At 33.5% G+C, this 24,122-nt stretch carries 22 protein-coding genes; 12 read left to right on the forward strand and 10 right to left on the reverse strand.

Translation table 11 applies throughout. The annotated features are described in order from the left end of the window. Window positions 1-8 precede the first annotated feature (8 nt). From infB to ABWU56_RS02150, 3 genes are all read right to left on the reverse strand, one after another. Window positions 9-2,330: a translation initiation factor IF-2 gene (gene infB / locus ABWU56_RS02140; protein ID WP_353281721.1), complete on the reverse strand. Its 2,322-nt coding sequence runs from the start codon at window positions 2,328-2,330 to the stop codon at window positions 9-11. A 7-nt stretch (window positions 2,331-2,337) separates the two neighbouring features. Next, window positions 2,338-3,891: a transcription termination factor NusA gene (gene nusA / locus ABWU56_RS02145; protein WP_010407241.1), complete on the reverse strand. Its 1,554-nt coding sequence runs from the start codon at window positions 3,889-3,891 to the stop codon at window positions 2,338-2,340. Window positions 3,892-3,978: 87 nt separating this feature from the next. After that, on the reverse strand, window positions 3,979-7,053 hold the full coding sequence (locus tag ABWU56_RS02150) for an efflux RND transporter permease subunit (protein ID WP_353281723.1): 3,075 nt from the start codon (window positions 7,051-7,053) through the stop codon (window positions 3,979-3,981). A gap of 161 nt (window positions 7,054-7,214) precedes the next feature. On the opposite strand from ABWU56_RS02150, the gene ABWU56_RS02155 reads away from it, so the two are divergent. Beyond that, the gene (locus ABWU56_RS02155) at window positions 7,215-7,865 is read left to right on the forward strand and encodes a hypothetical protein (RefSeq protein ID WP_265041625.1); all 651 of its coding nucleotides are present in this window, start codon (window positions 7,215-7,217) and stop codon (window positions 7,863-7,865) included. Window positions 7,866-7,868: 3 nt separating this feature from the next. Here the strand turns inward: ABWU56_RS02155 and ABWU56_RS02160 are convergent, their stop codons facing one another. Continuing rightward, entirely contained in the window at window positions 7,869-8,606 is a 738-nt protein-coding gene (locus ABWU56_RS02160; RefSeq protein WP_007302792.1) for a glutamine synthetase, read from the reverse strand. Window positions 8,607-8,932: 326 nt separating this feature from the next. Here ABWU56_RS02160 and dnaA point away from each other — a divergent pair, with 326 nt between their 5' ends. Together dnaA and secF are read left to right on the forward strand one after the other, a co-directional pair. After that, window positions 8,933-10,315 (forward strand): chromosomal replication initiator protein DnaA, encoded by a 1,383-nt coding sequence (gene dnaA / locus ABWU56_RS02165; RefSeq protein WP_012481713.1) that lies wholly within the window; start codon window positions 8,933-8,935, stop codon window positions 10,313-10,315. A gap of 157 nt (window positions 10,316-10,472) precedes the next feature. Beyond that, on the forward strand, window positions 10,473-11,348 hold the full coding sequence (gene secF / locus ABWU56_RS02170; RefSeq protein WP_353281725.1) for a protein translocase subunit SecF: 876 nt from the start codon (window positions 10,473-10,475) through the stop codon (window positions 11,346-11,348). 5 nt (window positions 11,349-11,353) lie between these two features. Here secF and ABWU56_RS02175 read toward each other — a convergent pair whose 3' ends face one another. Next, window positions 11,354-11,878, reverse strand: coding sequence for a TIGR02281 family clan AA aspartic protease (locus ABWU56_RS02175; RefSeq protein ID WP_010401102.1), 525 nt, complete (start codon window positions 11,876-11,878; stop codon window positions 11,354-11,356). 113 nt (window positions 11,879-11,991) lie between these two features. Between ABWU56_RS02175 and yidC the strand changes: the two genes are divergently transcribed. The 3 genes from yidC to nusB are packed head-to-tail and all read left to right on the forward strand — an operon-like array spanning window position 11,992 to window position 14,589. Next, a complete protein-coding gene (yidC, locus tag ABWU56_RS02180; RefSeq protein WP_007302796.1) occupies window positions 11,992-13,701 on the forward strand; it encodes a membrane protein insertase YidC in 1,710 nt (569 codons plus the stop codon). Next, window positions 13,679-14,107 carry a 6,7-dimethyl-8-ribityllumazine synthase gene (locus ABWU56_RS02185; RefSeq protein WP_007302797.1) on the forward strand — a complete coding sequence of 143 codons (429 nt, stop codon included), beginning with the start codon at window positions 13,679-13,681 and terminating at the stop codon, window positions 14,105-14,107. The genes yidC and ABWU56_RS02185 overlap by 23 nt, the downstream gene beginning before the upstream one ends. Further along, window positions 14,107-14,589 carry a transcription antitermination factor NusB gene (nusB, locus tag ABWU56_RS02190; RefSeq protein ID WP_064085381.1) on the forward strand — a complete coding sequence of 161 codons (483 nt, stop codon included), beginning with the start codon at window positions 14,107-14,109 and terminating at the stop codon, window positions 14,587-14,589. The genes ABWU56_RS02185 and nusB overlap by 1 nt, the downstream gene beginning before the upstream one ends. A gap of 372 nt (window positions 14,590-14,961) precedes the next feature. On the opposite strand, the gene ABWU56_RS02195 is transcribed toward nusB, so the two are convergent. Together ABWU56_RS02195 and dut are read right to left on the reverse strand one after the other, a co-directional pair. Next, the gene (locus tag ABWU56_RS02195; protein WP_353281727.1) at window positions 14,962-15,513 is read right to left on the reverse strand and encodes a hypothetical protein; all 552 of its coding nucleotides are present in this window, start codon (window positions 15,511-15,513) and stop codon (window positions 14,962-14,964) included. Between the two features lie 184 nt (window positions 15,514-15,697). Next, a complete protein-coding gene (dut, locus tag ABWU56_RS02200) occupies window positions 15,698-16,159 on the reverse strand; it encodes a dUTP diphosphatase (RefSeq protein ID WP_353281729.1) in 462 nt (153 codons plus the stop codon). Window positions 16,160-16,795: 636 nt separating this feature from the next. Here dut and ABWU56_RS02205 point away from each other — a divergent pair. From ABWU56_RS02205 to ABWU56_RS02225, 5 genes are all read left to right on the forward strand, one after another. Then, complete coding sequence (locus ABWU56_RS02205) at window positions 16,796-17,089, forward strand: hypothetical protein (RefSeq protein WP_063631247.1); 294 nt, start codon at window positions 16,796-16,798, stop codon at window positions 17,087-17,089. 102 nt (window positions 17,090-17,191) lie between these two features. After that, window positions 17,192-17,722 carry a head-tail connector protein gene (locus tag ABWU56_RS02210; RefSeq protein ID WP_010401151.1) on the forward strand — a complete coding sequence of 177 codons (531 nt, stop codon included), beginning with the start codon at window positions 17,192-17,194 and terminating at the stop codon, window positions 17,720-17,722. A gap of 481 nt (window positions 17,723-18,203) precedes the next feature. Next, complete coding sequence (locus tag ABWU56_RS02215) at window positions 18,204-18,605, forward strand: DUF3168 domain-containing protein (RefSeq protein ID WP_353281731.1); 402 nt, start codon at window positions 18,204-18,206, stop codon at window positions 18,603-18,605. Further along, complete coding sequence (locus tag ABWU56_RS02220) at window positions 18,580-18,969, forward strand: phage tail tube protein (protein WP_007302803.1); 390 nt, start codon at window positions 18,580-18,582, stop codon at window positions 18,967-18,969. Before ABWU56_RS02215 ends, ABWU56_RS02220 begins: the two co-directional genes overlap by 26 nt. Window positions 18,970-19,027: 58 nt before the next feature. Next, the gene (locus ABWU56_RS02225; protein WP_006013937.1) at window positions 19,028-19,762 is read left to right on the forward strand and encodes a hypothetical protein; all 735 of its coding nucleotides are present in this window, start codon (window positions 19,028-19,030) and stop codon (window positions 19,760-19,762) included. 52 nt (window positions 19,763-19,814) lie between these two features. On the opposite strand, the gene ABWU56_RS02230 is transcribed toward ABWU56_RS02225, so the two are convergent. The 3 genes from ABWU56_RS02230 to ABWU56_RS02240 form a co-directional block, all read right to left on the reverse strand. After that, complete coding sequence (locus ABWU56_RS02230) at window positions 19,815-20,189, reverse strand: holo-[acyl-carrier-protein] synthase (protein WP_007302804.1); 375 nt, start codon at window positions 20,187-20,189, stop codon at window positions 19,815-19,817. After that, entirely contained in the window at window positions 20,186-21,445 is a 1,260-nt protein-coding gene (proS, locus tag ABWU56_RS02235; RefSeq protein WP_010401164.1) for a proline--tRNA ligase, read from the reverse strand. Before proS ends, ABWU56_RS02230 begins: the two co-directional genes overlap by 4 nt. A 74-nt stretch (window positions 21,446-21,519) precedes the next feature. Continuing rightward, window positions 21,520-23,298: a WH2 domain-containing protein gene (locus ABWU56_RS02240; RefSeq protein ID WP_353281733.1), complete on the reverse strand. Its 1,779-nt coding sequence runs from the start codon at window positions 23,296-23,298 to the stop codon at window positions 21,520-21,522. 319 nt (window positions 23,299-23,617) lie between these two features. On the opposite strand from ABWU56_RS02240, the gene ABWU56_RS02245 reads away from it, so the two are divergent. Beyond that, window positions 23,618-24,112, forward strand: coding sequence for a hypothetical protein (locus ABWU56_RS02245; RefSeq protein ID WP_353281734.1), 495 nt, complete (start codon window positions 23,618-23,620; stop codon window positions 24,110-24,112). Window positions 24,113-24,122 lie beyond the last annotated feature (10 nt).

Here is a 24,122-nt window from a genome sequence, read left to right on the forward strand (position 1 = left end):
TTCAACTACTATAACGTCCTTTCTTCTTGCACTAATTGATAAGCTTCCAAAATGTCTCCAACTTTAATATCGATATTACCCTCTAGCGATATTCCGCATTCAAAATTTACACCCACTTCTTTAACATCATCTTTAAATCTACGTAGTGCTTTTAACTTTCCTTCATGCACCAATTTGCTGCCACGTACTACCTTAATTAAAGAATCTTTTTTTATAACTCCATCAGTGACATAACATCCGATTATATTACCGGCTTTGGATGCATTAAATATTTGCCTTACAGATGCAGAACCAACACGAACCTCTCGTGTAACAGGCTTTAACATTTTAGTTAGATACATCCTCATGTCTTCAATAAGCTCATATATTATATTGTAAGTATGTATTTCTATACCTTTTTGTTTTGCTAATTCTCTTATTTTTGAATCCACTTTTACATTAAAAGCTAAAATTACTGCGCTTGATGCTTCTGCAAGCAGCACATCTGAATCTGTTACTCCTCCTACTGCTTTGTGTAGAATATTTAATTTCACTTGCTCTTTACCAAGCTTATCAATTGAGCTTGATATTGCTTCAATAGAACCAGTGACATCGCACTTTAAAACTACAGATAGTTCTTCTGTTTCACTATCATTACGACTGAATATATCTAAATTACTGTCGTCTAAATCTTCTTGCTTTTTCTTGATTAATTCTAACCTGTATTCAACAATTTCACGAGCCTGCCTTTCAGAGTTTACAACAACAAATTTATCTCCAGCATTTGGTACACCATTTAAACCAGTAACTTCAACTGGAGTAGAAGGTAGTGCCGCTTTTTCTCTTTGACCAAGGTGATTAACCATACTGCGTACTTTGCTGTATGTTGTACCAACTACCAATATGTCACCAATCTTTAATGTCCCTTCTTCAACTATTAACGTAGCTGATATTCCTTTAGCTTTATCTATTTTGGACTCTATTACCCATCCAAGTGCTCGACAATCCTCTATTCCTTCTAGCGTCATTAATTCAGCAATGAATAAAATTGCCTCTTCTAGTTTATCTAAGTTGATTTTCTTTTTTGCTGATACTGGCACAATTATAACATCACCACCAAGTTCTTCGGGGATGAGGTCATACTGAGGCAAACTATTAATTATTCTTTCTACATCGCCAGGTTGTGATTTATCAATTTTATTAATGGCAACTATAATAGAGACATTTGCTGCTTTTGCATGGTTTATTGCTTCAACTGTTTGTTTCATGATTCCATCATCAGCTGCAACTACTATCACAACTATATTAGTAATATTGGCACCACGTGCACGCATTGCAGTAAACGCCTCATGCCCTGGTGTATCAATGAAAGTAATTTTTTGCTTATTTTTTGTCGTTAATTGATAAGCACCTATATGTTGAGTGATGCCACCTGACTCTCTTTCTGCAACATTGGATTCACGAAATGCATCAAGCAATGATGTTTTACCATGATCCACATGTCCCATAAAAGTAACGATAGGTGGTTTTGGTCTTTTAGGTAAGTTTTCTCTGTTGCTTATGAAGAGTAAATTCTTTTCTTTATCAGCATCACTTACTCGTTTAGCCGTATGATTAAATTTTTTTGCTATTTCGCATGCTATATCTGGATCTACTAGATCATCTACTCTATAGCTCTCCCCAACTTCTTCTTTGAGCATTTTTAGCACACTCTTGCTATCTTCTGCCATACGAATAGATAACTCCCTGATAGTTATTTTGTCTGGTATAATAACTTCTCTTGCTATATTTTTACCCTTAGTAAACTTTGATTGTTTACTTCTTATACCAAATTTTTTCTTAAATACAGGGAGGTGTTCATTTCTTTCATCTATTGCCTGTGTAATTACTAGCTTAGAATGCTTAGAGTATATATCTTTGCTAGCTTTAAAAGACTTTTTATCATTGTTCTCATATTCAATACTATCTTCTTTTTGTTCAACTGAGTTAGTATTACTTAAAACTTCCTTATTTATTTCTTTAGGTACAGAGTGTGATTCATTTTTATCTTCAGCTTCTTGATTGCTTTCTTCTTTTTTTATTTTCTCTTCTTGTTCTCTCTGATTCCTTTCTTTCAGCAAAGTAGCATTCTGTACAGCATTAATGCGGGAAATTTGTTCTTTTTCAGTTAAAGAGCCTAATTTACTCTCGTCAAATAAACTATATTCTTCTGCAGAATGAATTTTTCTTCTTTTTTTTACTATTGTAGTACCAGTACTTTGACTATCTAAAGAGTTTAAATTAATGTCTAATTTAAGCTTGCTTAAGCCTTGTAGGGTTAATTTTTTATTACTGATATCTTCATTATTCATATTGTTTTTATATTAATCCAAGCTTTTTACGTGCTTCTATGATTATTAAATCTGCTGTATCTTTTAGATTGTCTTTATTATTAGTTGAGGAAGAGAGTATGCTACAAAACTCATAATTTGATAAATCTGCTATGTCCTCTAAAGTTTTAATATTATGTTTACTAAGAGCAATTTTATTATCTATTGATAAGGCTAAGTTGATTACATCGTCTTCCATACCTAAATTTTTTAGCTCTTCTATTTTTCTATCATTCTCTGCTTTCAGGTAATTATTTGCTCTATTATGAAGTTCATTTGCAATATCTTCATTGAAGCCCTCTATTGAAGCAAGTTCCTTAATTGAAGTGTTAGATATATCTTCTACACTTGAAAAACCTTCTGTTACCAATAATTGGCCCATAATCTCTTCTAAGTTTAAAGCTTCAGCAAATAAAACTGAACATTGACTAAATTCTTTGTTTCTTCTTTCTGATTCTTGCTGAGTGCTTAATATCTCAATTTTCCATCCAACAAGCTCTGAAGCTAATCTTACATTCTGACCCTTTTTTCCTATAGCTAAACTCAATTGATCTTCAGCAACTATTAACTCTATACAATTTTCATTTTCGTCAATAATGACCTTTGATACTTCTGCAGGAGTAATGGCTTTAATAACAAATTGACCCAAATCTGATGAGTAATGTATGACGTCGATTTTTTCACCGTTTAATTCGTGTATAATAGTTTTTATTCTATCTCCTTTAACTCCAACGCAAGCACCTACTGGATCGATATTCTTATCAGATGAAAAAACAGCAACTTTAGATCTTGAACCAGCGTCTCTAGCTATACCTTTAATTGTTATCAATCCGTCAGCAACTTCTGGTACTTCTTGATTCAACAATGCCTCTAAAAAGCCTTCATGAGTCCTAGAAAGAATGATTTGACGTCCATCGTCAGAGCGCTTAACAGCCTGTATGTAAGCTTTAACCTTATCGCCTTCACGAAATGACTCACCACCAATTAAGTTTCGTAAAGGGAGGTATGCTCCAATTCCGTTTATGTCTATAATAAGATCTGAATATTCTACTTGTTTAACGATGCCATACCTCATTTCTCCTACCTTATCTTTAAATTCCTCATATTGCTTTTTTAACTCTTCATTTTTGATTATTTCAGAAATCTTTTGCTGGGCAATTCTTGCTGAAACAAGATCAGTGTTAAGAGAAATCAACTCACTAATAGTATCTCCAACTTTTGCATCTTCTTTTATTAACTTAGCTTGTGTCAACTTAATTAAGTCACACTCATTTTCATTTGATTCATCATTAATGACTTTTAGTTGTCTATATGAGGTAACTTTGCCTGTGTTTCTATCTATATTAACTACAATTTTACTTTTGCTACCATACTTTTGTTGAGCTACTGCTTCGATAGCACTTTTAAGTGCATTTATTATAATATTAAAATCCAAACCTTTTTGAAGTGAGAGCTCTCCCGCTGTTTTTATTACATCAAGGCTCCCAACTATGTTATTCTTGTTGCTTTTCTGCTTAACACTGCTTTTACGATTAGCAATCATATAAATAAATCCAATTTAATTAGTTATAATTATAGCTTCAACAGGTAAAGAACGCTATCTTAAATGTTAAATGATTGCTAATTTAAGTCAAGTTTTTTCATGTCTTTGTATGACAAGCAACGCCGGAGTAAAGAGTAAAGTTAAGACCGTTGCAGCCAATATTCCACTTGCTATGGTTGCTGAAATATCAACCCACCACTGGCTTGATGGAGCATCATATGTGATTTGTAGCGTAAAAAAACTGATATTTAACCTAGTAATCATCGGTATTAAACCAAGAACTGTAGTTGCAACGGTAAGTAGTATTGGCCTGATGCGAGAAATTGAAGCGTTTATTATACATTGCTTAATGTTATTTTTGCGCACCTTAATTTGCTGATGAAAGGCATCAAGCAATAGTATATTATTATTCACTATAATTCCTGCTAAAGCAATTATCCCCACTCCACACATGACAACTACAAAAACTTTCTGAATAAGAAAGAAAATGAAAAATACACATGTCGTTGATAAAAACACTGCTGTCATTACGATAAATGTATAGTATATGTTGTTAAACTGTGCCACTAGCACCAATATCATCAATGTAATTGCTAATATAAAAGCCTTTAATAAAAATGCTCCTGATTTTTGTTGATCTTCCTTATCACCTTTGAAATCAATCTTTACTCCTTTACTACAGTCTTGAGTAATCGAATTTTGAATGAACTTAACTCTTTCATCAACAAGATAGCCAGTATCAACGTCAGCAGAGATTGTTACTGTGCGTGATCCATCAATCCTACTTAGTTTATTTGCCTTTTTTTCGGGAACGTATTTCACTATGCTACTCATAGAATATGGTCCATTTGCTGTATTAATAAAAAGGTTATCTATAGTTTTCATGTTGCGATTCTTTCTGGGAAAGCGTAGTACAATATCAATTTCTTCATCTGCGTTATTTGGTCTATATTTTCCAATTAATACTCCATTTGTAACCATCTTTATAAAATCACCGATGGTTGCAACACTTACTCCAGAGCTTGTAGCCTTACTCTTATCAATACTCATATTCCACTCTATTTCAGGTGCTGATCTACTATCTTGAATATTTATAAATCCAGATGAAGGTTGGTCCATAATTTTTAGGATTTTCTCTGCTACTGAATTCAAGTTGGATGCACTTCCGCTTAAGTTAATTTGTATTGGCTTGTCAGCTGATGGTCCTGACTTTTGTTCCTGTACATCAATTATTACTCCTTTTATGTTTTGTACACTACTCCTTATATCATTTAGTATTTGCGTAGCTTTGCGCCTGCAGCGCCAATCTACAAGTTCCAATTGAATTTTGGCAATAACGTTGTCTGAAAATTTTCCTGATCGAGCATAAAAAACATAAATTTCCTTTTCAACACCCAAAATACGTTCTTCTACTTTCTTAAGTATCAAATCTCGTTCTTTGGCTGATAAGCTTTCTTTTACTTTAACGCTGATTAAAATGTTATCTGAATCTACATTCGGAAAGAACTTTAATCCAGGACCAAAAGTAAAATATAATATACTAGACAAAAATAAAACAAACACAACAACACATACAAATTTTTTGGGGTGATCTAAGACTTTCTCTAACATACGTACATAAGTTCTTATTATAAGCCCAGTATTTTTTATCTCACCACTTTCTATAGCACTCATTCTTATTATTTCTTTTTTTGAAGTTATGGAAGGTTTACCAAATATTGCACCAAGTGTTGGTATAAAAACCAAAGCCATAATTAGCGATCCAGTTAAAGTTAGAATTATTGTAATTGGTATGTACTGCATAAATTTACCGACTGTATCGGGCCAGAGTAACAGAGGGAAAAACACTGCTAATTTAGTCAATGTTGATGATAAAACTGGATAAAACATATCATGAACTGAGGTGCAAAAGGCTTCTACTTTATCCATGCCACAAATCATCTTTCTATCAGCATATTCGCTGATTACAATTGCATCATCAACCAGCATGCCAACTGCCATAATTAAACTGAAGAGCACAACTATATTTAGAGTAATACCCATGAGGTAAAGAGCCATTATTCCTATTAGAAAGGAGCCAGGTATTGATAGTGCAACAAGAATAGCAGCCCTTGTTCCCATAAAGAGCATTATTATGGTTAATATTAGTAATACGGCAAATATTATACCATTTTCCAAGTCGTCAAGCACATCACGTACATTTTTTGACTGGTCATTCAAATAAACTACTTTTAAATTTTCAGGTAATTGATCTTTTGCTTTGTCCATTAAGTATTTTACTTGATTTACCGTGTCTATTATGTTTTTTCCATTACGTTTTGAAATTTCTAGTACAATGCTAGGTAGTCCATTAATACGAGCAAATCCTTGGTGATCCTCAAACCCAAGGTATACTTTTGCTATATCTTTGATTCTCAAAACTGCATCACTTTGAGATCTAATAGGAATATTCATAATATCTTCTATGTCTTTTAATAACCCTGATATTTTAATCGAATATTTACCGGTATCATTTTCTAGTGATCCGGCTCCTACCAATCTGTTGTTGTTTGATATAGCTTGAAATATCTCATTTGATTGAATGTTATATTTTGTTAGAACTGTGGGCTCAATTATAACTTCCACTGTTTCTTTACGCATACCTGCTACTGCAACTTTAAGAACATTTGGCAGAGATTCTATTTCTTTCTTTAGTTTGCGTGCTATTTCAGTTAAAGTTCTTTCCGGCAAATTACCAATCAAGCCAACGTTTAGTATCGGAAATAAGCTCAAGTCTATTTCATTGATTATCGGAGATTCTGCTTCAATAGGTAATTTTGATTTTATGTTTAAAAGCTTTGAACGGACATTATCGAGCACTTCTTTATTATTATACTCTGTTCTAAATTCGATTATCATGTGAGCACCATCATTAGTTGCAAAAGCTCTCAATTCTTTTACACCTTCGATGGATCTTAGTTCATTTTCTATAGGAAGCACTAATAGCTTTTCACTATCCTCGACAGAAATACCAGGAAACCCGACAAATACACTAATTATAGGAATCTGTATATCAGGATTGCTTTCTCTTGGCATCTTTATATAAGTGTATGAGCCGAAGGTAAAAATCACGATAAGCAATAATATTACTGTTCTATTCCTCTCTACAAGTAAGCTTTTCATGCCAAACATTATACGTATTTATATCATATTATAGCTAAGATAAATTATATATTAATTAATCCTCATATAGCTTTATGTAAATGATTAAAATTTTTACAGTTTTGCAAGCGTAAGAAAATTTCTATATAATATGACTTTAGTATGGTATTTGAGGGATTATTATGGTAGCAGTTTTAAGTGTGATAGAAGGCAAGAATAAAGTGATCATATCTGGGTTGGTTGGTGTTTCATCAACTTTAGTATTTTTAACAGTGATTCACATTGCTGCAAAGATAGCCATTATAGTTACTGCTGCTGCAGTTACTTACGCATTACTTTCATTGCTTAATAAAGCAGGAGCTAAGTCTGTTAAAACTGATGATATGTCAGAAGATGAAGGGTATAGCAGTGTTGATGAAGGTGAAGAAAAAGATACCGTAAAAGAACCAAAAAGAACTGAAACTGAGCTAGAAGAAGAATTAAAAAATAAAAGGGCAGAAGAAGAAATGAAAAATGGACTACCTAAACATATGGATTTCAAAGGTAATTCACTTTCTAAAAGTGCTGATACTAAAGATAGTCATTTCGTTTCTAGTGCTACAAATATTGTTATGGAACCTTTACCTAAACACATGGATGCACTTGGTAATCCACTTCCTGAGCAGCCACCGAGCAACCTTACCAATATAGGGCTTGGATCATCTAAAAGTACGCAGAAACTATCTGCTGCAGACTTGCTATTACAGTATGGGAATGTAAATAATGATGTGAGGAAAGTGCTAGAATGGCCAATTACCTCAAAGGAGTTTAATGGGTTAGGGTTTAACAGGTAGTTGCTATATCAAACTCTCCATCTTATATTGAGGATCAGATGCAATGCCATACACTCTATTTGGCGGAGCAATTTTGTTCTCTATACCAAAAACTATACCTTCAATTATTGCTGTGAGTACTTTTTCAAGGTTACAATCTGCTCCAGGAACACGGTGCTCTAGGCGGCATCTTTTGGAATCGTTGCCAAAATAGGGAATTCTTATCGCAGCAGTTCTGTTATTCACTCCCCAACTAATCGTAGTTGGAGTATGAATATCTGGGTACTGAAATCTTAAATATGAATCATCATTTGGAGCAAAAAACAACATATGTTTTTTCATCATTGCACATAATCCACCTATGCTGTGAATCAGGTGGTCACTATATTTTTGCTTATTGCCATAAAATAAGTTATTATTATTTGAATCCATGAGGCTAACATGTACATTTAGTGCGCTGCCTGCTCTATCCAAATAAGGTTTTGCTTTAAAAGAAACATTACCATCGAACTCTTGTGCTGTTCCAATCAGTAATTTTTTTACTAACTCAAAATGCATAATTAAATTATCAGGACTCGTATAACAATCACTTTTTATCTCGTATTGGTTTAAAGAACTCTCTTTCTCACAAAAAAATCCAAGAGAAGCTATTTTATTTTTGATGCTATTCAGAAATAAATATTCTTTTTTTATTCCCTCAGTGTAAAACTCCAGTTCAATACCGAATACAGTATTATGACTCAAATTACTTAATATAATCACAAATTTACTTCAATAAATTTATACTAAATCAGCTATATTTATACAAGTACTTTACTTATTTATCAGTAAATTTAATATCTTATTTATACATAATATATTACTATTTTTTAATAACATACTTCTAATCCTCGGTACAAGCGACATTTACAAATTGATTGTTTTTATTTCAAAAAAATGATCAATTTTAGTGCTTTTATACTCTTTACAACTCGTCAAAAAATCCTCATAATTTTAGATATGTATTAAGCAGTGTTAGCTTTTTATCTTACAGTAAGCTATTGATTATCTTGCATCTTTCTGATTATTGTTCTTTCTTGGTGTGGTATATGAACTTAACTAACCCTAAGGTTTCTACTATGTTTTTTGATCAGATTATTACAGTAACGGACCACAATGTTACTTGGGAAAAAATCCAAAATTATCTCCATAATCTCTATGGAGAAGCAACATATAACAGCTGGCTGAGTTCACTAAGATTTATCAGCAACAGAAATGGAGAAGTTTTGTTGTCTGTACCAACAAGATTTATAAAGGAGTGGATTACAGTTCACTACATGGAAAAAATATTGTCATTATGGCAAAGCGAAGATCAAAGTGTATGTTCTATTGATATTCAATTAATTGAAGAAAGAAATTCAAATTCTAATACGATACTAAAAAATAGAGAGGAAAATAATCATAATCTTGGTTCACCACTAGATACCAGATTCACTTTTGATAATTTTGTGGTAGGAAAGTCAAATGAGTTAGCATTTACAGCGGCAAAGCGTGTAGCGGAATCTATAGATCCAATATCAGGAAGCAACCCTTTATTTCTATATGGTGGAGTGGGACTTGGTAAAACACATTTAATGCATGCTATAGCTTGGGACATAGTCAATTCTCCGTCAGCAAAAAGAAAAGTGGTATATTTATCAGCAGAGAAATTTATGTATCAATATATTACGGCGCTGCGGAGCAAAGATATTATGTTATTTAAAGAGCAATTTAGATCAGTAGATGTATTGATGGTAGATGATGTGCAATTTATCAGTGGTAAAGATAGTACACAAGAAGAATTTTTTCACACTTTCAATGCATTGATAGACCAAAATAAACAATTGGTTATATCAGCTGATAGGTCTCCTAGTGATCTTGATGGAGTAGAAGAAAGAATAAAATCACGACTTGGTTGGGGATTAGTTGCAGATATTAATGAAACAACTTTTGAATTAAGACTTGGTATATTGCAGGCGAAAGTGGAACGAATGAATATGTATGTTCCCAAGGATGTCCTAGAATTTTTGGCAAGGAATATAAAATCCAATATAAGAGAACTAGAAGGAGCATTAAATAAGGTTGCTCATACCTCTTTAATTGGAAGAAGCATGACAGTAGAATCAGCTAGTGAGACCCTAATTGATCTTCTTAGGTCAAATCATAGGTCAATCACAATAGAAGAAATACAGAAAAAAATAGCTGAATTTTTCAATATAAAGATTGCAGATATGCAATCTAATAGAAGGCTCCGCAGTCTTGCGAGGCCGAGACAAATAGCTATGTATTTCGCAAAGAAGTTTACGCAAAAAAGTTTACCAGATATTGGAAGAAATTTTGGTGGTAGAGATCATGCTACTGTTATACACGCAGTCAAACAAGTGGAAAATTTCATAAGAACTGACCCAAAATTTGCTGATGAAATCAATCGATTAAAAAAGATGTTTAAGTAGCACTTTATTAATGACAACCAGGCTGTTTTCATTTTTTTGATCAAATATCTTTTTCAAGTAGATTAAGTAAATCAAAGATCATTATTAGTATAAGCTAAGAGAAAATAGCTAGTCGATTGCTTAAAAAGTATATAAAATCACAATTTAAGTAGGAAATATGGCAATTAGACTTATTCCAGATAATCTTGATATAAAATTTAGTAAATATAGAAATTTGACAGCACTTGTTAGCGTTATTCTTATCATTTTTTCAATGCTTACTTTTATGCTGCGAGGAATGAATTTGGGTATAGACTTTACAGGTGGAATTTTGATAGAGATAAAATCTTCAAGCAAGGATGATGCTATTCTCGGTATATTAAAAGAGAGTGGATTTACGATACATAGTTCAAAAGCTGGTGATAACTTAGTTGTGCGGTTTAAAGATGAGGGAGATGAAGATAAAATTAAAAAGGTTAAAAGTATATTAGAGAGCAAATTAGGTAATTTAGTAACTTATCGCAAAATAGATTATGTTGGTCCACAAATAGGCTCAACGCAGATATTTGAAGGGATATCAGCCATGTTAATTGCAATTATTGGAATATTTTTTTATGTTTGGCTTAGATTTAACTGGCAGTGTGGACTTGGTGGAATAATGGCACTGATCCATGATGTGATTTTAACTCTTGGCTTTATCAGTTTAACGAGTATTGAGTTTAATATTTCATCAGTTGCAGCTCTCCTTACCGTAATTGGCTACTCAATCAATAACTCAGTGGTTATATATGATCGGATTCGAGAGTATCAAAAAAGTGGAAAAAATGCAAAAATAGGTGAAGTAGTTGATGCCAGCATTAATTCGACGCTATTTCGCACTATGTTAACTTCAGGTACTACTCTTCTTGCCGCTCTTCCTTTAGTGCTGATTTGTACAGGTGTGGTCAGAGACTTCTGCTTAATCATTTCTTTTGGCATTGCAATCGGCACCTGTTCCGCAATATTTATCTCTGCTCCTATATTGACCTGCAGAGCGTTGATAAGTAGAGTATAGAACGTTTAACTACGATATAATATTAGCTTGTTATCCCTAATAGTGAAATGAAAATATCTCAAAAAGCTCATACCAAGTAATGAATGGGACATAGAGTGAGTATTAACACTAGCGTGCACATCATTAATTAAAAAATTTCCTATTTTAACTTGAGGTATTTGAACCACTCCAGCTTTTATTTGACCTTTTGCAGTTTCATATATTTTAAAGTCTTGAATGTTTTGTAAGTTAATACCAGCATGTAACGCATCTTTTTGCGATAGAACAATATCAGTTGCTCCGGTATCAAGCAAAAACGTTATATTACGATCATTGACTTGAGCTTGAATATAAAAGTGTCCATCGTATGACTTTGTAAATTCAATACTTCCGCCATTTTGAACCCTTCCTTTGTACGGTAGAAAAGTGCTCAGAAACCTATTGCTTAGTTTATCCCCTTGTGAATCAATAAACATTGCAGTAATGACTATTATCAGTAGCCAAATAACTAGATTTTTTGCTGCATTCATATTATTAAAATTTGAAGCCATAAGAGTAAATTTTTAAGATTAGCGTTAAAAGCTATTATTAAAAATAAGTAAATTTTATTGTTTTAGTACAATATTTAATATATACTTTAAGGAGGTATGTTCGATTTAATTTCATGTCAGAAGCAAAAAATTTAATTTTAGCAACAATTCTTTCTATATTGATTATAGTATTATGGCATATTATTTATGATAATTTTCTTAACACGAGCCAAAGCCAACCATCGATTGAAAATATTGAACATATCGAATCTTCTAACGACCTTGCTCCTATGATATACCAAAATCGTTCTGAAATTATTAATTCTACTAGAGAACAGAGAGTTAATTTAACCAATAACATGCTTGAAGGATCAATTTCTCTGAAAGGTGCAAGGTTTGATGACTTAATCTTAACTAACTACCACTTAGAACCGAGTTCTTCTTCTCCACAAGTGGTGTTACTGTCACCTGCAGAATCAAAAGATGTATATTTCGCAGAATTTGGGTGGCTCGATCCGAATGAAAAGATTAAAGTTCCAGATTCTAAAACAGTATGGCAAGCAGATAAACTCAATCAAAAAGAGGTCAATTTATTTTGGGATAATGAAAATGGCATTTTATTTAGAATGAAAATTAGCCTTGACGATAACTACATGTTTAAAGTTGAGCAAATTATTGAAAACAATACAAAAGATAATGTAGTTTTGGTTCCCTATGGTAAAATCAATCGTAAACGTGATAATATTAACGAATCCTATTGGATATCACATGAAGGAGTACTAGGTGCATTTAACAATAAACTAGAGGAGTGGACATATAAGGATATTTCCAAGAAACGTTTAATAAAGGCCAGCACAAGTGAAAAAAGTTGGTTTGGTTTTGCTGATAAATATTGGTTTACAGCTATCATACCTGAAAAATCTGATCAAATAAATGTAAGTATTAAGCATACGAATGTTAATAACATTGATAAGTTTCAAGTAGATTTTGTTAAACCTTACAAACACATACTCCCTGGTGCAAGTGTTTCTACTCTGAACTACTTTTTTGCTGGGGCAAAGAAGTTGAATTTACTTGATTCTTATAAAGACACTCTTAATATACCTTTATTTGATAAGGCTGTAGATTTTGGTGTACTTTATTTTATAACCAAGCCAGTGTTTTTACTGCTTGAATATTTTAACTTTGTTTTGAAAAATTTTGGCTTAGCAATATTATTGCTAACTTTAGTAATCAAACTTTTGATGCTTCCCTTGTCTAATAGATCATATATTTCGATGTTCAAGGTGAAAAGCCTGCAGCCTGAATTAACTCGTATAAAAGAGTTGTACAAAAATGACAGCTTAAAGCAGCACAAAGAGACAATTGCGTTGTTCAAGAGAAACAATGTAAATCCAATGTCGAGCATTTTCCCTATGCTCATACAAATACCAGTATTTTTTGCTCTGTATAAAGTATTATTTGTTACTATAGAGATGAGACACGCCCCTTTTTATTTATGGATTAAGGATCTTTCAGCTTCTGATCCAACAAACATTTTTACATTATTTGGGTTGTTTAATTATAACTTTCCTATTTCTATAGGCATTTTACCTATAATTTTCGGCGCTACCATGATAATTCAGCAGAAGCTAAGTGAGAAAGATCAAACCAGTAAAGATGATATTCAAGTAAATGTTATGAAGTTTTTACCTTACATTTCTGTCTTTATTTTTTCTTCTTTTCCTGCCGGCCTGGTAATATATTGGATATTTAGTAATATTATAACTCTGGTTCAACAATCATTAATAAAGTTGCTTTTAACAAGAAAAGTAGGAATGAATGTCGAAAATACTAATAGTTAATTCAGTTTATTATACTGAAATAGCAAACCTTTTGCTTGAGGGTGCAACTGATAAATTCAAAGGAAATAATATTGGTTACGAGATAATTAAAGCGCCTGGTACGTTTGAGATACCAGCTGCAATTCTTTTTGCGGTCAAAGGCAAGAATACTAATTATGATGGTTATTTAGCTCTTGGATGTGTAATTCGTGGTGAAACTGATCATTATAAATACGTTTGTAAAGGAGTAATCGAAGGCTTAAATGCAATTGTTATGCATCATGCAATACCTCTTGGTATGGGAATAATCACAGCAGATAGTAAAGATAAAGCACTAATTAGAGCTGACAAAAATAAAAAGAACGTTGGTGGCCATGCAGCCTCAACTGTTTTGCATATGATAGATCTACACAATAAATTAAAATAATGGAGGAAAAACCAGTAGATAAAAAGTGGCGCATAAAAAGAAGTACGGCAAGATTTTTTGTTGTACAAGTTGCTTACTCAAATATTTTCGTAGGTTACAACAAAAGCACTTTTAAATTGGAAAATTGTGAACTTAAGGACTACATAAGTACGTTGAAAGATATATTTGAATGTGAAGAATTTGAACATCAGTTCTTAGAAAACTTGTTATGTAAGGTTATAAAAAGCAGTGAAGAATATGATAAAATAATAGAGTCTTATTTACACCCAAGCTGGTCACTTTCACGATTAAATCTTATAAGCTTATCTATTTTGCGTGTTGCAGTATGTGAGTTAATTGATTTTGATACACCAGCACCAATTGTTATTAATGAATATACTAACATTGCATCTGATTTACTTGATGCTCCAAACAAAATTGGCTTTATTAATGGGTTGTTAGATAAGGTAAAGGATGCAGTCAGACTAAATAAAAATCCTTAGTAACTTCTCGTAAGGTATTCGTTCAGTAGGGTGGCAAAATAAGATAGAAAAGACAGCTATAGAAATAAATGGTGTTATCCAATATGATGGCAGTGCTCCTTTTTCTGTCATCCCAGTGCTTGACATTGGGATCGAGATTGCAAGTAATGCATTCGGTTTGGTAAGTATGGATTTTGCGTTATAGAATGAAACACTTTTGGTAAAGAAAACTGGATCCCAGTGTCAAGCACTGGGATGACACCACTTTTGCTTCGATATTTACACATTAGTCATGCATCTGAACGGATACTTTGAGACAGCTTCTATAATAAGCTTAAGTAACCTAACACTAAAAAGTGAAGGGCAGACTTATTTAGTCTGCCTCTTTTATACTTAATTTTTTAATGATTTTCCTTCCTCTTGTTGTTCAACTTTTGATGATTTAACAATTGAGCTTGGCACAAGTGTAATGATTAGTTCTTTAGTATCATTTTCTTCAGAGTATAAACCTAACGTTTTTAACTCTTGTTTATCTTCATGTATTAAGTCATACTCATCTTTATCATTTTTTCTTCCTAATGAATTTATCTTTAATAATCCATTATTGTTATTCATTTCCTTACTTGTAGCAGTAATGTAGTAACTTTTACTTTCTAAGCTAAAATATATAAGATACTCATCGGTGATAATATCGCCATTTTTATTCTTATTTTGGTTGTGTTTTTTGATATACTCAAAATCTTCATCTTTTACTTTCGCAAATAGATCTCCTTTATTACTTATAATAACAATCTTCGGAGTTTTAGGCTCAGATATTTTATTGTTTTTGATGATGGAATATATTGCTAAACTAACCAGTGCAACAGCAACAAATGCTAAAACACTTATTCCAAGTGGTGTAGCTGCAAAAACTGCAATTGGCGCTAAAATCGAAGTTGAAGACACCCAATACGGTGTTGAAAGTGCTACTGCTGTGCCTATAACATACAGAGAAGTAAGCGCTACAAGTGCAATGTTTGTTTTGTGACGGTGGTTTTTAAAAATTGATATAATTTCCTCTTAAAATAAGTTAATAATATATTAATATTACATATCAAAAAATCAATACAGTCAACTTACATATAAAAAACTACCTACCGCTTGATCCAAAGCCCCCTTCATTGCGGACGGTTTCTTCTGTGCAGAATTCTTCTCTGTCATCCCAAATTACCTGAGATACAGGAGTGATGAGGATTTGTGCGATTCTATCTCCTCTTTTTATTTCATATGGCTGATTACTTAGATTGATTAGGCACACTTTAACTTCACCTCGATAATCGGAGTCTATAGTGCCCGGAGAATTTAAGACAGTGATTCCATGTTTTGCAGCAAGCCCAGAACGTGGGCGAACTTGTCCTTCAAAACCGTTTGGTATTGCAATCACAATGCCAGTTGGAATAAGTAACCTTTCAAGTGGATTTAAAATAATAGAGTCGTCCAATGCAGCATAAAGATCCATGCCAGCACTCTGCATAGTTGCATAACAGGGAAGAGGCAAGCTTTTGCCATGTGATAACTTTTTTATTTCTACTTTAATTTTATCTCTTTGCATTTTTATTCACCAGTTATGAAAATTTGATTGTAGCATGTAAATTATGCCTGTAAAAGATAAGAAAACTACTTGACAAATCTTTCAGCTTCCTTACTATAAAATTCAAAGTGTTTTATTACCTTCAATCTGTTCAGATTAAACGACAAAAGTATTATACAGTTGGCGTCTTATAAATCTTTCCGCTATGTGCACTTTATGTCTTCACAATAATTTCTACCTAATATAAGCTGAAACGGGCTTATAAAACGTTTAAATACAGTATAGAACGCCAATTTTTAGGATTAGAGAGTAACAACTAGCTAACGCTTTTGCCTTTTTTGCAATTAGTAATAATATTTTGGATTAGTTAGGAGTCTTATAGAGATGTCATTCCAGCACTTGATGCTGGAATCCAGCCTTTCTGCAATCTCATCGAAAACGTTGTACCACCTTTCTATGCTAGTTTGCTTGTGAGCAACTTAGATCCCAGTACTGGGATGACAAAAAAGGGCTACTTGAATGACATACTTGAATTTACGCTATAAAGTGAACCGGTTTGGTGTGCTGCTGTTGTTTGCAGTATTGTAGTGCTAATTTTTTACTTCGGTAGTCTTTTTATTGTCATTATAATTACAAGAATAGTTGAGGCCAATTAATATGAAAACTTTTACGAAAAATTTTAAAGGTAAGGAAAGAAAGCTAGAAGAGTTCAATGAGAAAGTTGAAGACATATCAGCTGTAGCTCAAGATAAGTTTGCACATGAACTTGAAAATATCGCATATGAAAGTGTGCAGAAATTTCGCAGTCTACTTGCTAAAGAAATCAACTCCACTTTCAATAACATTCATTCTCAGAATGTCAATCTACTAAAATCCGGCTTAGTAAACTTGATCAATAAAAAAGGAGAAACAGCGTTAATACGTTCTCTTCTCAATATACTTGTACGATAGAGTTGCTGCTGCAATTTAATATTAAGTGATAACTAAAATAAGTAAGATTTTTTATGGATAAGTCTTACTTATTTTAGCTATATATAGAAAAGGAGGGTTGTTATGTCAACAAGACTAAAGTATCCAATTATAAATATACAACGTAAGTCTAAGCCTAAATCTTTTCCAGTAACTTTAGGAGAGGTTAAATCTTTTTTACGAATTGAAAATGATCAAGATGATAAGTTGATTTCAAGTTTTATTTTTATGGCAACTGATTATGCTCAGTGGCATATGGAAAAGTCTCTAGTAAAGCAAACGTGGCAAGTTTCATATGAAGGTTATATACCTCGTAGAATCTATTTAAGCTATGGTCCTGTGAATAAAATAATATTGGCTACTGATAAGAATAGAAAACTTAGTTATTATTTTAGTGATATAGGAAGCTATATTGAATTTTTCAATTATTTGAACATAATAAGGGCTGATGTTGTATACGAAGCTGGCTATGACAGCGTTCCTGAGCAAATAAAGCTAGGTATTATGCAGCATGTTTCTGCTCTCTATAAAAATCGTGAATCAGAAGTAAGTAGCCATTTATCTGAGGTAAAGAAGGTGTATTCTCCATTTCGCGAACCAAAGGTTGTTTTGTAGTTCCTGTTTGTCATTCAATAGCAGATACAACAGATGGTGTCATACCAGTACTTGGATCAAGATTGCGAGTAATGAATTGGGTTTTGTGAGTATGGGTTTTGCATTATAGAATGAAGTGTTTTTGGTTAAGAAAACTGGATTCCAGTGCTTACTGTACAAAAATTGTAACTTAATTCCATAAGGGAAGGTGTCATTCCAGCGCTTACTGTAAAAACATTGTAACTTAATTCCATAAAGGAAGGTGTCATCCCAGTACTGGGATCCAGGAAAATTGATTCTAAATGAGCAAACATTTTCAATAAAATGACCAACAAGAAAAATAGTTAGGTAAAGCTGGATCCCAGTACTGGGATGACACCAAAAGAACTATTGGAATAACACCTTCTTAGTGGAAATTGATCACAATGTTCGTACAGTAAGCACTGACCATTTATTACGTAAATTATCTACAAATTGCAATGTTCTTAGCCGTATCTGTGAGATGGAAAAAATTCAAATTATAAATGAGTTGTATAATAGTATTTATGCAACATTAAAAGCAAACTCTGATTTAAAGAAATATGTTACTAACATCTATGATTACCTGCCTAAGCAGGTTACTATTCCTTATCTGAGATTGCGCATAGTAAATTATGTTAACCTGCATATGCTATCTAATTTTGCTACAAAAGTAAGATTTTCATGCGACATATATACTTATCATATAAGCAGCATGCTTGCTGCTATAAAGCATGTTAGCTTGGTGGTAAAGAGCATTAGTAGTGAGACCATTTTTGAAAGTAATTGTGCTATGAATCAGCATGATGAAGTTTTACATTCAACAATTAATTTTGATATTTTAATACAAGGAGGTAGCGATGAGCAAATTACAGCTGAAAATTAAAGGTCATGACAATAATTTTGTTGTGCTGAATAATATACGAAACTTAAGGTTTACTTTGCGTAATAACAAAGAGGAGATGAAAGATATTTCCTCTTTTGGCTGGAGAAAAGTGCTTGATTGTGCTGGAAGTAGAAAGATTACAATAAAAATTAATGGCATTTTAAATTCAGTATTGGCTGATGAATTATTGCGTAATTCTGCAATGTTAAACTCTAATAATGATTATGAGATTAGTTTTAATGCTAAGGAGAAGATAAAACTCAGGTGTTCGGTTGAATTGTATGAGAGATATTATGATCCTGCCACTTTTGACAGCTTCACTGTAGTTTTAGCCAGTGCTGAAGTTGTGAACACTTTTCATTAGTGTTAATTTAATTTTTTCATATACAATAATAATAAGTGGGAATAAATTAAAAAAAATTATGAACGATGAGGATCTTTTCGAAGAAGGTGATGATAATGTTGAAGAGAATAGCGATGACAGAAGAGAAAGGAATTTGAAGAATGAAAATCAGCTCGAAGAGCAATTTAAAGAGTATTTAAAACCTTTCGAGGATATTTTAAGTCAAATTGATGAAGGAGTTGATAATTTAGATAGTTACGAAAGGACTATGCAAGTAAAGCGAAGTATAGATAGGCTCATAGAAACCTTATATAGCCAAGCAGCATCTGAGGATATTGATGTAGAACTTGAAACCACAAAACACACTCGCGATAAATCAGAGTCCAAGAAAAGAGTTCTGGAAAAGAGAAAGAAACAACTGATGGAAGAGATCTTAAGTTTTCAACAACAAAAGGAGCTAATGAATAGTAGGGAAAAACATGAAGTAGCAAGTGATGGGGATGTTCAGAAGGCAAAAGCACGAGTGAAGTCTTCAATTAGGGGGGTGTTGTTTTCAGTTATTGCTCATAGAATGGATCCACGAAGGAGGGCAGGGGAAACTGCTGATGACAATGAAAAGCAAGCTCGTATGTACGGTAGAGAAGCAGTTGGTGGAGTTTTAGGTGGATTGTTCAAGGCGTTTTTAACTGCAGTTGCTGCTGTTGTGCGCGAAATTGCTAAACCACTTCAACATATGAATACACAAGAGACGTCTTTTGCAAAACAAGTTGAAGAAAGCAGAAACCAGGATTCACAGAAAGGTCGATCTGTGTAGGTCAAAGTATAATTTCAAAAAAATTTTTGAAATCGTATGTACTAAACAATATCTACTCAACGCAAATTACAACAAACGCAGTAGCATAATCTTGATCATCACTTAGAGAAAGGTGTATCTTGTAGTCTTTCGAGATGAAATCCTTTGTGATAGCAAGATGTGGTTTTCCCCTGATATTACTGTATATTTCTATATCTTTCATTATAATTCCTTGGCTGAATCCAGTGCCTAGCGCTTTAACAAAAGCTTCCTTTGCAGCAAAGCGTTTAGCAAAATATTTTGCTCTTACTTCTTGGCTATTATATTTTTTGCTTATCTCTATCTCCTTCTTAGTATAGACTTTATTGAGAAATTTTTCCCCGTATTTTTGTGATATTCTCAATATTCTGGGTATATATACTATGTCAGTGCCAATACCGTATATCATTTTGCGCTAAAACGATTTATTGCTTCTTCAACTTGTATTTCCTCTACCTCTCCAGTTGCCCTATTTTTTACTTCAACTATATTTGAAGTTACTGCTTTCTTTCCAATAATTATTTGCCACGGCAAGCCTATCAGATCCATTCTGGCAAATTTCACTCCTACACTTTCGTCCGTATCATCATAAAGCACTTCATCGCTTTTCAAAGCTTTGTATATTTTATCTGCAGCCTCCGTTACTTTTGTTTGTAAATTGATCAAACCAACTTTAAAAGGAGCTACTGCCTCTGGCCAGATAATTCCTTTATCATCATGGAAAGCTTCTATTATTGCGCCAACAAGCCTTGAAACTCCAATACCATACGAACCCATATGCATGTTAACATTTTTTCCATCTTGAGAAGTAACACTTGCCTTCATAGGCTTTGAATATTTGTCGCCAAAATAAAAAATATGCCCTATTTCAATACCTTTACTAACATTTAACTGTTCTTGCGGTATAGGACAAATTTTAGGATCATGCATATCGTCTGCAACTGCATATATGCTCTTCAGGCTTTCAATATCTTCGCTTTCTAGTAATTCAAAAAGTTTATTGTCATAATATAGAGTGCTCTCACCGGTGTTTGCCAATATATGAAATTCATGACTTAAATTTCCTCCAATTGGTCCTGTATCTGCCCTAACTCCAATTGGAGTAAGCCCCATTCGTTTGAAGATTTTTATGTAAGTTTTATACATCAAATTATATGAATTCAGTGCACCTTCGTAATCTACATCAAAACTGTATGCATCCTTCATCAGAAATTCCCTACCTCTCATAACGCCATAACGAGGTCTTACTTCGTCACGAAACTTCCACTGAATTTGATATAAACAAAGTGGTAAATCTTTGTAACTTTTTACCGTATTTCTAATCAAATCAGTTACCACCTCCTCATGTGTTGGACCAAAAAGCATATCGCTTTCATGCCTATCTTTAATACGTAGCATTTCTTTGCCGTAATCATCGTAACGTCCTGACTCTCGCCAAAGACTTGCTGGCTGCACACAAGGCATTAACACTTCAATCGCACCAATTTCATCTCTGATAATATTTTCAATATTTTTAAGTACCAAAAGGCCAAGCGGCAGCCAAGAATAAATTCCAGATGCTGTCTGCTTGATTAAGCCTGCACGTAATAAATATTGATGAGAAATAATTTCAGCACCAGCAGGGGTTTCTTTTAAAGTTGGCAGGTAATATTGAGATAAACGCATTTGATAAATCTGATTGTACTAAGTAATCTTAATACAATCAGGCCTGTAGGTAAACTTATTTTAAGAAGAGTGTACTACTTTCTCTTACCTCGATCTACGACACTTTTAAGTTGACATGCGTGTGCTTTTTCACCAAAAATTTTAATCTTTTGACTAACCAAAGAAGATGGTTTTTGCACCTCATTATTCACTGGGTCAACATTATTTGCTTGTGCTCCAGGAGAAGCTTCAGATTTCGTTTGTAAACCAGCAGTCTTAGGCGGTACCAGTGGCTTACCTGCTTTTGGCACAGAATGTAACGGAGATGTAGGTTTAGATTTTTCATTATCATCAGATTCATGACCACTGTCAGGACTCTTGCTTCCTCTTTCATCTTCTGATTGCGGGGTTGAAGGTGTTGAATCTTCCCACTCACTATCGGGTATACGATTTTGATCATCATCTTTGTCATCACTTTCGCTACCTGAGGATTTAGTTACTTCTAGAATAGGAGAATTCTTAATTCTCTCAATTACGTTCTCTATCAAATTTGTACCTTCGTTATTACTTAGCTTTTTATCAACTTCATGCTGATTGGCAACTTTTTTCAACTTAACACCCTGCTTTATCTGTGCAATCAGAGCAGAACGATCATGCTCAGATTCATTAGCCTTTTTCGGTGCACCATTCTTAAGTTTCTCCGTATACTTGGAAGCTGTAGGAGGAGGTGGTAGTGGTGCAGCATTTTGTGGCAATGGAGGAGGTGGTGGTGGCGGTGCACTGGGTGTTCCAGACATTACTGGAAATGATGGTGTAGGAGTATTGCTATGTTCAAGTCCTTTTGCTTTCTGTAAACTACTATCTTGTGATTGATTTTGACATACTTCGTTGTTTTGCTGTTGTACGTCGTCCTCTCCATCAATTGCTTTCCTTCGGCTTTTGAGCGTTTTGTTCAAATCAGCCATCAAATCTCCACTTCCTTGTTGCTTGCCACCTCCTGAGGGTATGGATTTATTAGTAGTATTATTCTTTAGAGTAGGTGGTGTCGGTGCACTGGATGTTCCAAGCGCTACTGGAGGTGATGATGTATGAGTATTGCTGTGTTCAAGTCCTTTTGCTTTCTGTAAATCTTGTGATTGTTTTCTACCAGGATCAACTCCTTTCTCGCTGTTTATTGCAGAAAGGTGTGAATTGATAAGATATGCAGCTAAGCTCAACATAACCGATGCAGAAACAAAAGCAATAACTGTGAAAAGTACTGGATCACTTAGTGTTACTGAAATCGAAAGATATGTATATATACCAGCTGTAACACTAGATATACATAGCAACAAAGTAGCAATTGAATATTTTAAGGCAGCTGTCTTACTTATTCCAACTAAAGTATTAATCAAAATGGGAGTATCGATTTTTTGTTCTGTTGCAAGTTGAATAGGATTCTCAGATAGCCCTTTTTCTGATTGAGTACTATTGTTAGTTCCTGAAGGTTTGTTACTATTACCATTATCTTGTTGAGGACTCAAAACTCTAGGTGATACAGGCTTGGGAGTTAATCCTCTATTTGGTTCACTCTGTCTAATATTGCTTCCTTCATCTGCAGTTTCGCCATTCGCATTAAGTTCTTCTTGTTTTTGCTTAAATAGTCGATTTTCTACAAAATTTAAAGTTGATTGTTGAACAGGACTCTTAGATTGACTTTTTTTTGGTTCAGTGCGACTGCTAATTCCTGATGTAGCCACATTAGAAGGTTTTTTACTATTACCATTATCCTGTGGAAGTTTCCAATTCTTTAAACCTCCGGGTGGTAAAGTAGGAGGTGGCGGAGGCGGAGGTGATGTAGATATGTTATTATTAGATAAATCATTAGTAAGCATTTTTCTTCCTCATCATTAATATTATATTAATGATGATTAAATTATTAGTACTTGTCAATAATTTATGAGTAAGTTAGTATTAAGATAATAAAATAAAAAGGAAAGAGAGAGGAGCAGTCTTCTAAGAAGAAATAGAAGCTATCTTAAACCTCAAGTCATCACTTTGTTACCACAGCACATCATCGATGTTTTGGTATAGAGTAATCAGAATCATAAAAATAGCTTAGTGTTAGCTATTTTTATGATAACCTCTCTTAAACAATTGATATTTTACAGTGTTTTTGGTAAAATAATAGCTTAAGGCTTAGAATAAAAGTTTATGAGTGAAGCACAAGGTCCAAATATTGCAGAATGGCAGGCACAGCAGCAACACCAGGAAGCCGCTAGTGAGAAAAGTGGTTTCGGTCTTGGTCATAGTGACTCTGTTGCAACAATTGTGGATGGAATGAAGTGGATGTTCAACTTTCATGAAGGAGCAATTGCTGCTTATAATAATGTGTTTGAAGGTTTGGTCAGTGGTAGCAGTCTAGTAACGTTATTTGGGAAATCAGGTAATATGTTTGGCATAAAATTTCTTGAAAGTCTTGCTGAATATTTTTCAGGTGGTGGTGGAGAAGATATGCCATCAGAAGGAATGGATATGGACTACGGTGATGAGGGGCATCATCCGGATGATTATCCCCACTCTAACAATGAAATAGCTCAAAGTGCCGATGGTTTGCATGATATGCATGATGCAGGTGATCATCATGGCCAATCTTTTTCACCTGGTCCTTCACCATCTGTTGGTGATGATCATGAGCTTGGTTACTAAATAACTAAGA

This window comes from Wolbachia endosymbiont (group B) of Horisme vitalbata, assembly GCF_964028625.1.
GTDB lineage: Bacteria > Pseudomonadota > Alphaproteobacteria > Rickettsiales > Anaplasmataceae > Wolbachia.

Bases quoted from the DNA above. Each gene is read 5' to 3' on its own strand.
- infB (WP_353281721.1), bottom strand. From the start codon at position 2,330: ATGAATAATGAAGATATCAGTAATAAAAAATTAACCCTACAAGGCTTA.
- nusA (WP_010407241.1), bottom strand. From the start codon at position 3,891: ATGATTGCTAATCGTAAAAGCAGTGTTAAGCAGAAAAGCAACAAGAAT.
- ABWU56_RS02150 (WP_353281723.1), bottom strand. From the start codon at position 7,053: ATGAAAAGCTTACTTGTAGAGAGGAATAGAACAGTAATATTATTGCTT.
- ABWU56_RS02155 (WP_265041625.1), top strand. From the start codon at position 7,215: ATGGTAGCAGTTTTAAGTGTGATAGAAGGCAAGAATAAAGTGATCATA.
- dnaA (WP_012481713.1), top strand. From the start codon at position 8,933: ATGAACTTAACTAACCCTAAGGTTTCTACTATGTTTTTTGATCAGATT.
- secF (WP_353281725.1), top strand. From the start codon at position 10,473: ATGGCAATTAGACTTATTCCAGATAATCTTGATATAAAATTTAGTAAA.
- ABWU56_RS02175 (WP_010401102.1), bottom strand. From the start codon at position 11,878: ATGGCTTCAAATTTTAATAATATGAATGCAGCAAAAAATCTAGTTATT.
- yidC (WP_007302796.1), top strand. From the start codon at position 11,992: ATGTCAGAAGCAAAAAATTTAATTTTAGCAACAATTCTTTCTATATTG.
- ABWU56_RS02185 (WP_007302797.1), top strand. From the start codon at position 13,679: ATGTCGAAAATACTAATAGTTAATTCAGTTTATTATACTGAAATAGCA.
- nusB (WP_064085381.1), top strand. From the start codon at position 14,107: ATGGAGGAAAAACCAGTAGATAAAAAGTGGCGCATAAAAAGAAGTACG.
- dut (WP_353281729.1), bottom strand. From the start codon at position 16,159: ATGCAAAGAGATAAAATTAAAGTAGAAATAAAAAAGTTATCACATGGC.
- ABWU56_RS02205 (WP_063631247.1), top strand. From the start codon at position 16,796: ATGAAAACTTTTACGAAAAATTTTAAAGGTAAGGAAAGAAAGCTAGAA.
- ABWU56_RS02210 (WP_010401151.1), top strand. From the start codon at position 17,192: ATGTCAACAAGACTAAAGTATCCAATTATAAATATACAACGTAAGTCT.
- ABWU56_RS02215 (WP_353281731.1), top strand. From the start codon at position 18,204: ATGGAAAAAATTCAAATTATAAATGAGTTGTATAATAGTATTTATGCA.
- ABWU56_RS02220 (WP_007302803.1), top strand. From the start codon at position 18,580: ATGAGCAAATTACAGCTGAAAATTAAAGGTCATGACAATAATTTTGTT.
- ABWU56_RS02225 (WP_006013937.1), top strand. From the start codon at position 19,028: ATGAACGATGAGGATCTTTTCGAAGAAGGTGATGATAATGTTGAAGAG.
- ABWU56_RS02230 (WP_007302804.1), bottom strand. From the start codon at position 20,189: ATGATATACGGTATTGGCACTGACATAGTATATATACCCAGAATATTG.
- proS (WP_010401164.1), bottom strand. From the start codon at position 21,445: ATGCGTTTATCTCAATATTACCTGCCAACTTTAAAAGAAACCCCTGCT.
- ABWU56_RS02240 (WP_353281733.1), bottom strand. From the start codon at position 23,298: ATGCTTACTAATGATTTATCTAATAATAACATATCTACATCACCTCCG.
- ABWU56_RS02245 (WP_353281734.1), top strand. From the start codon at position 23,618: ATGAGTGAAGCACAAGGTCCAAATATTGCAGAATGGCAGGCACAGCAG.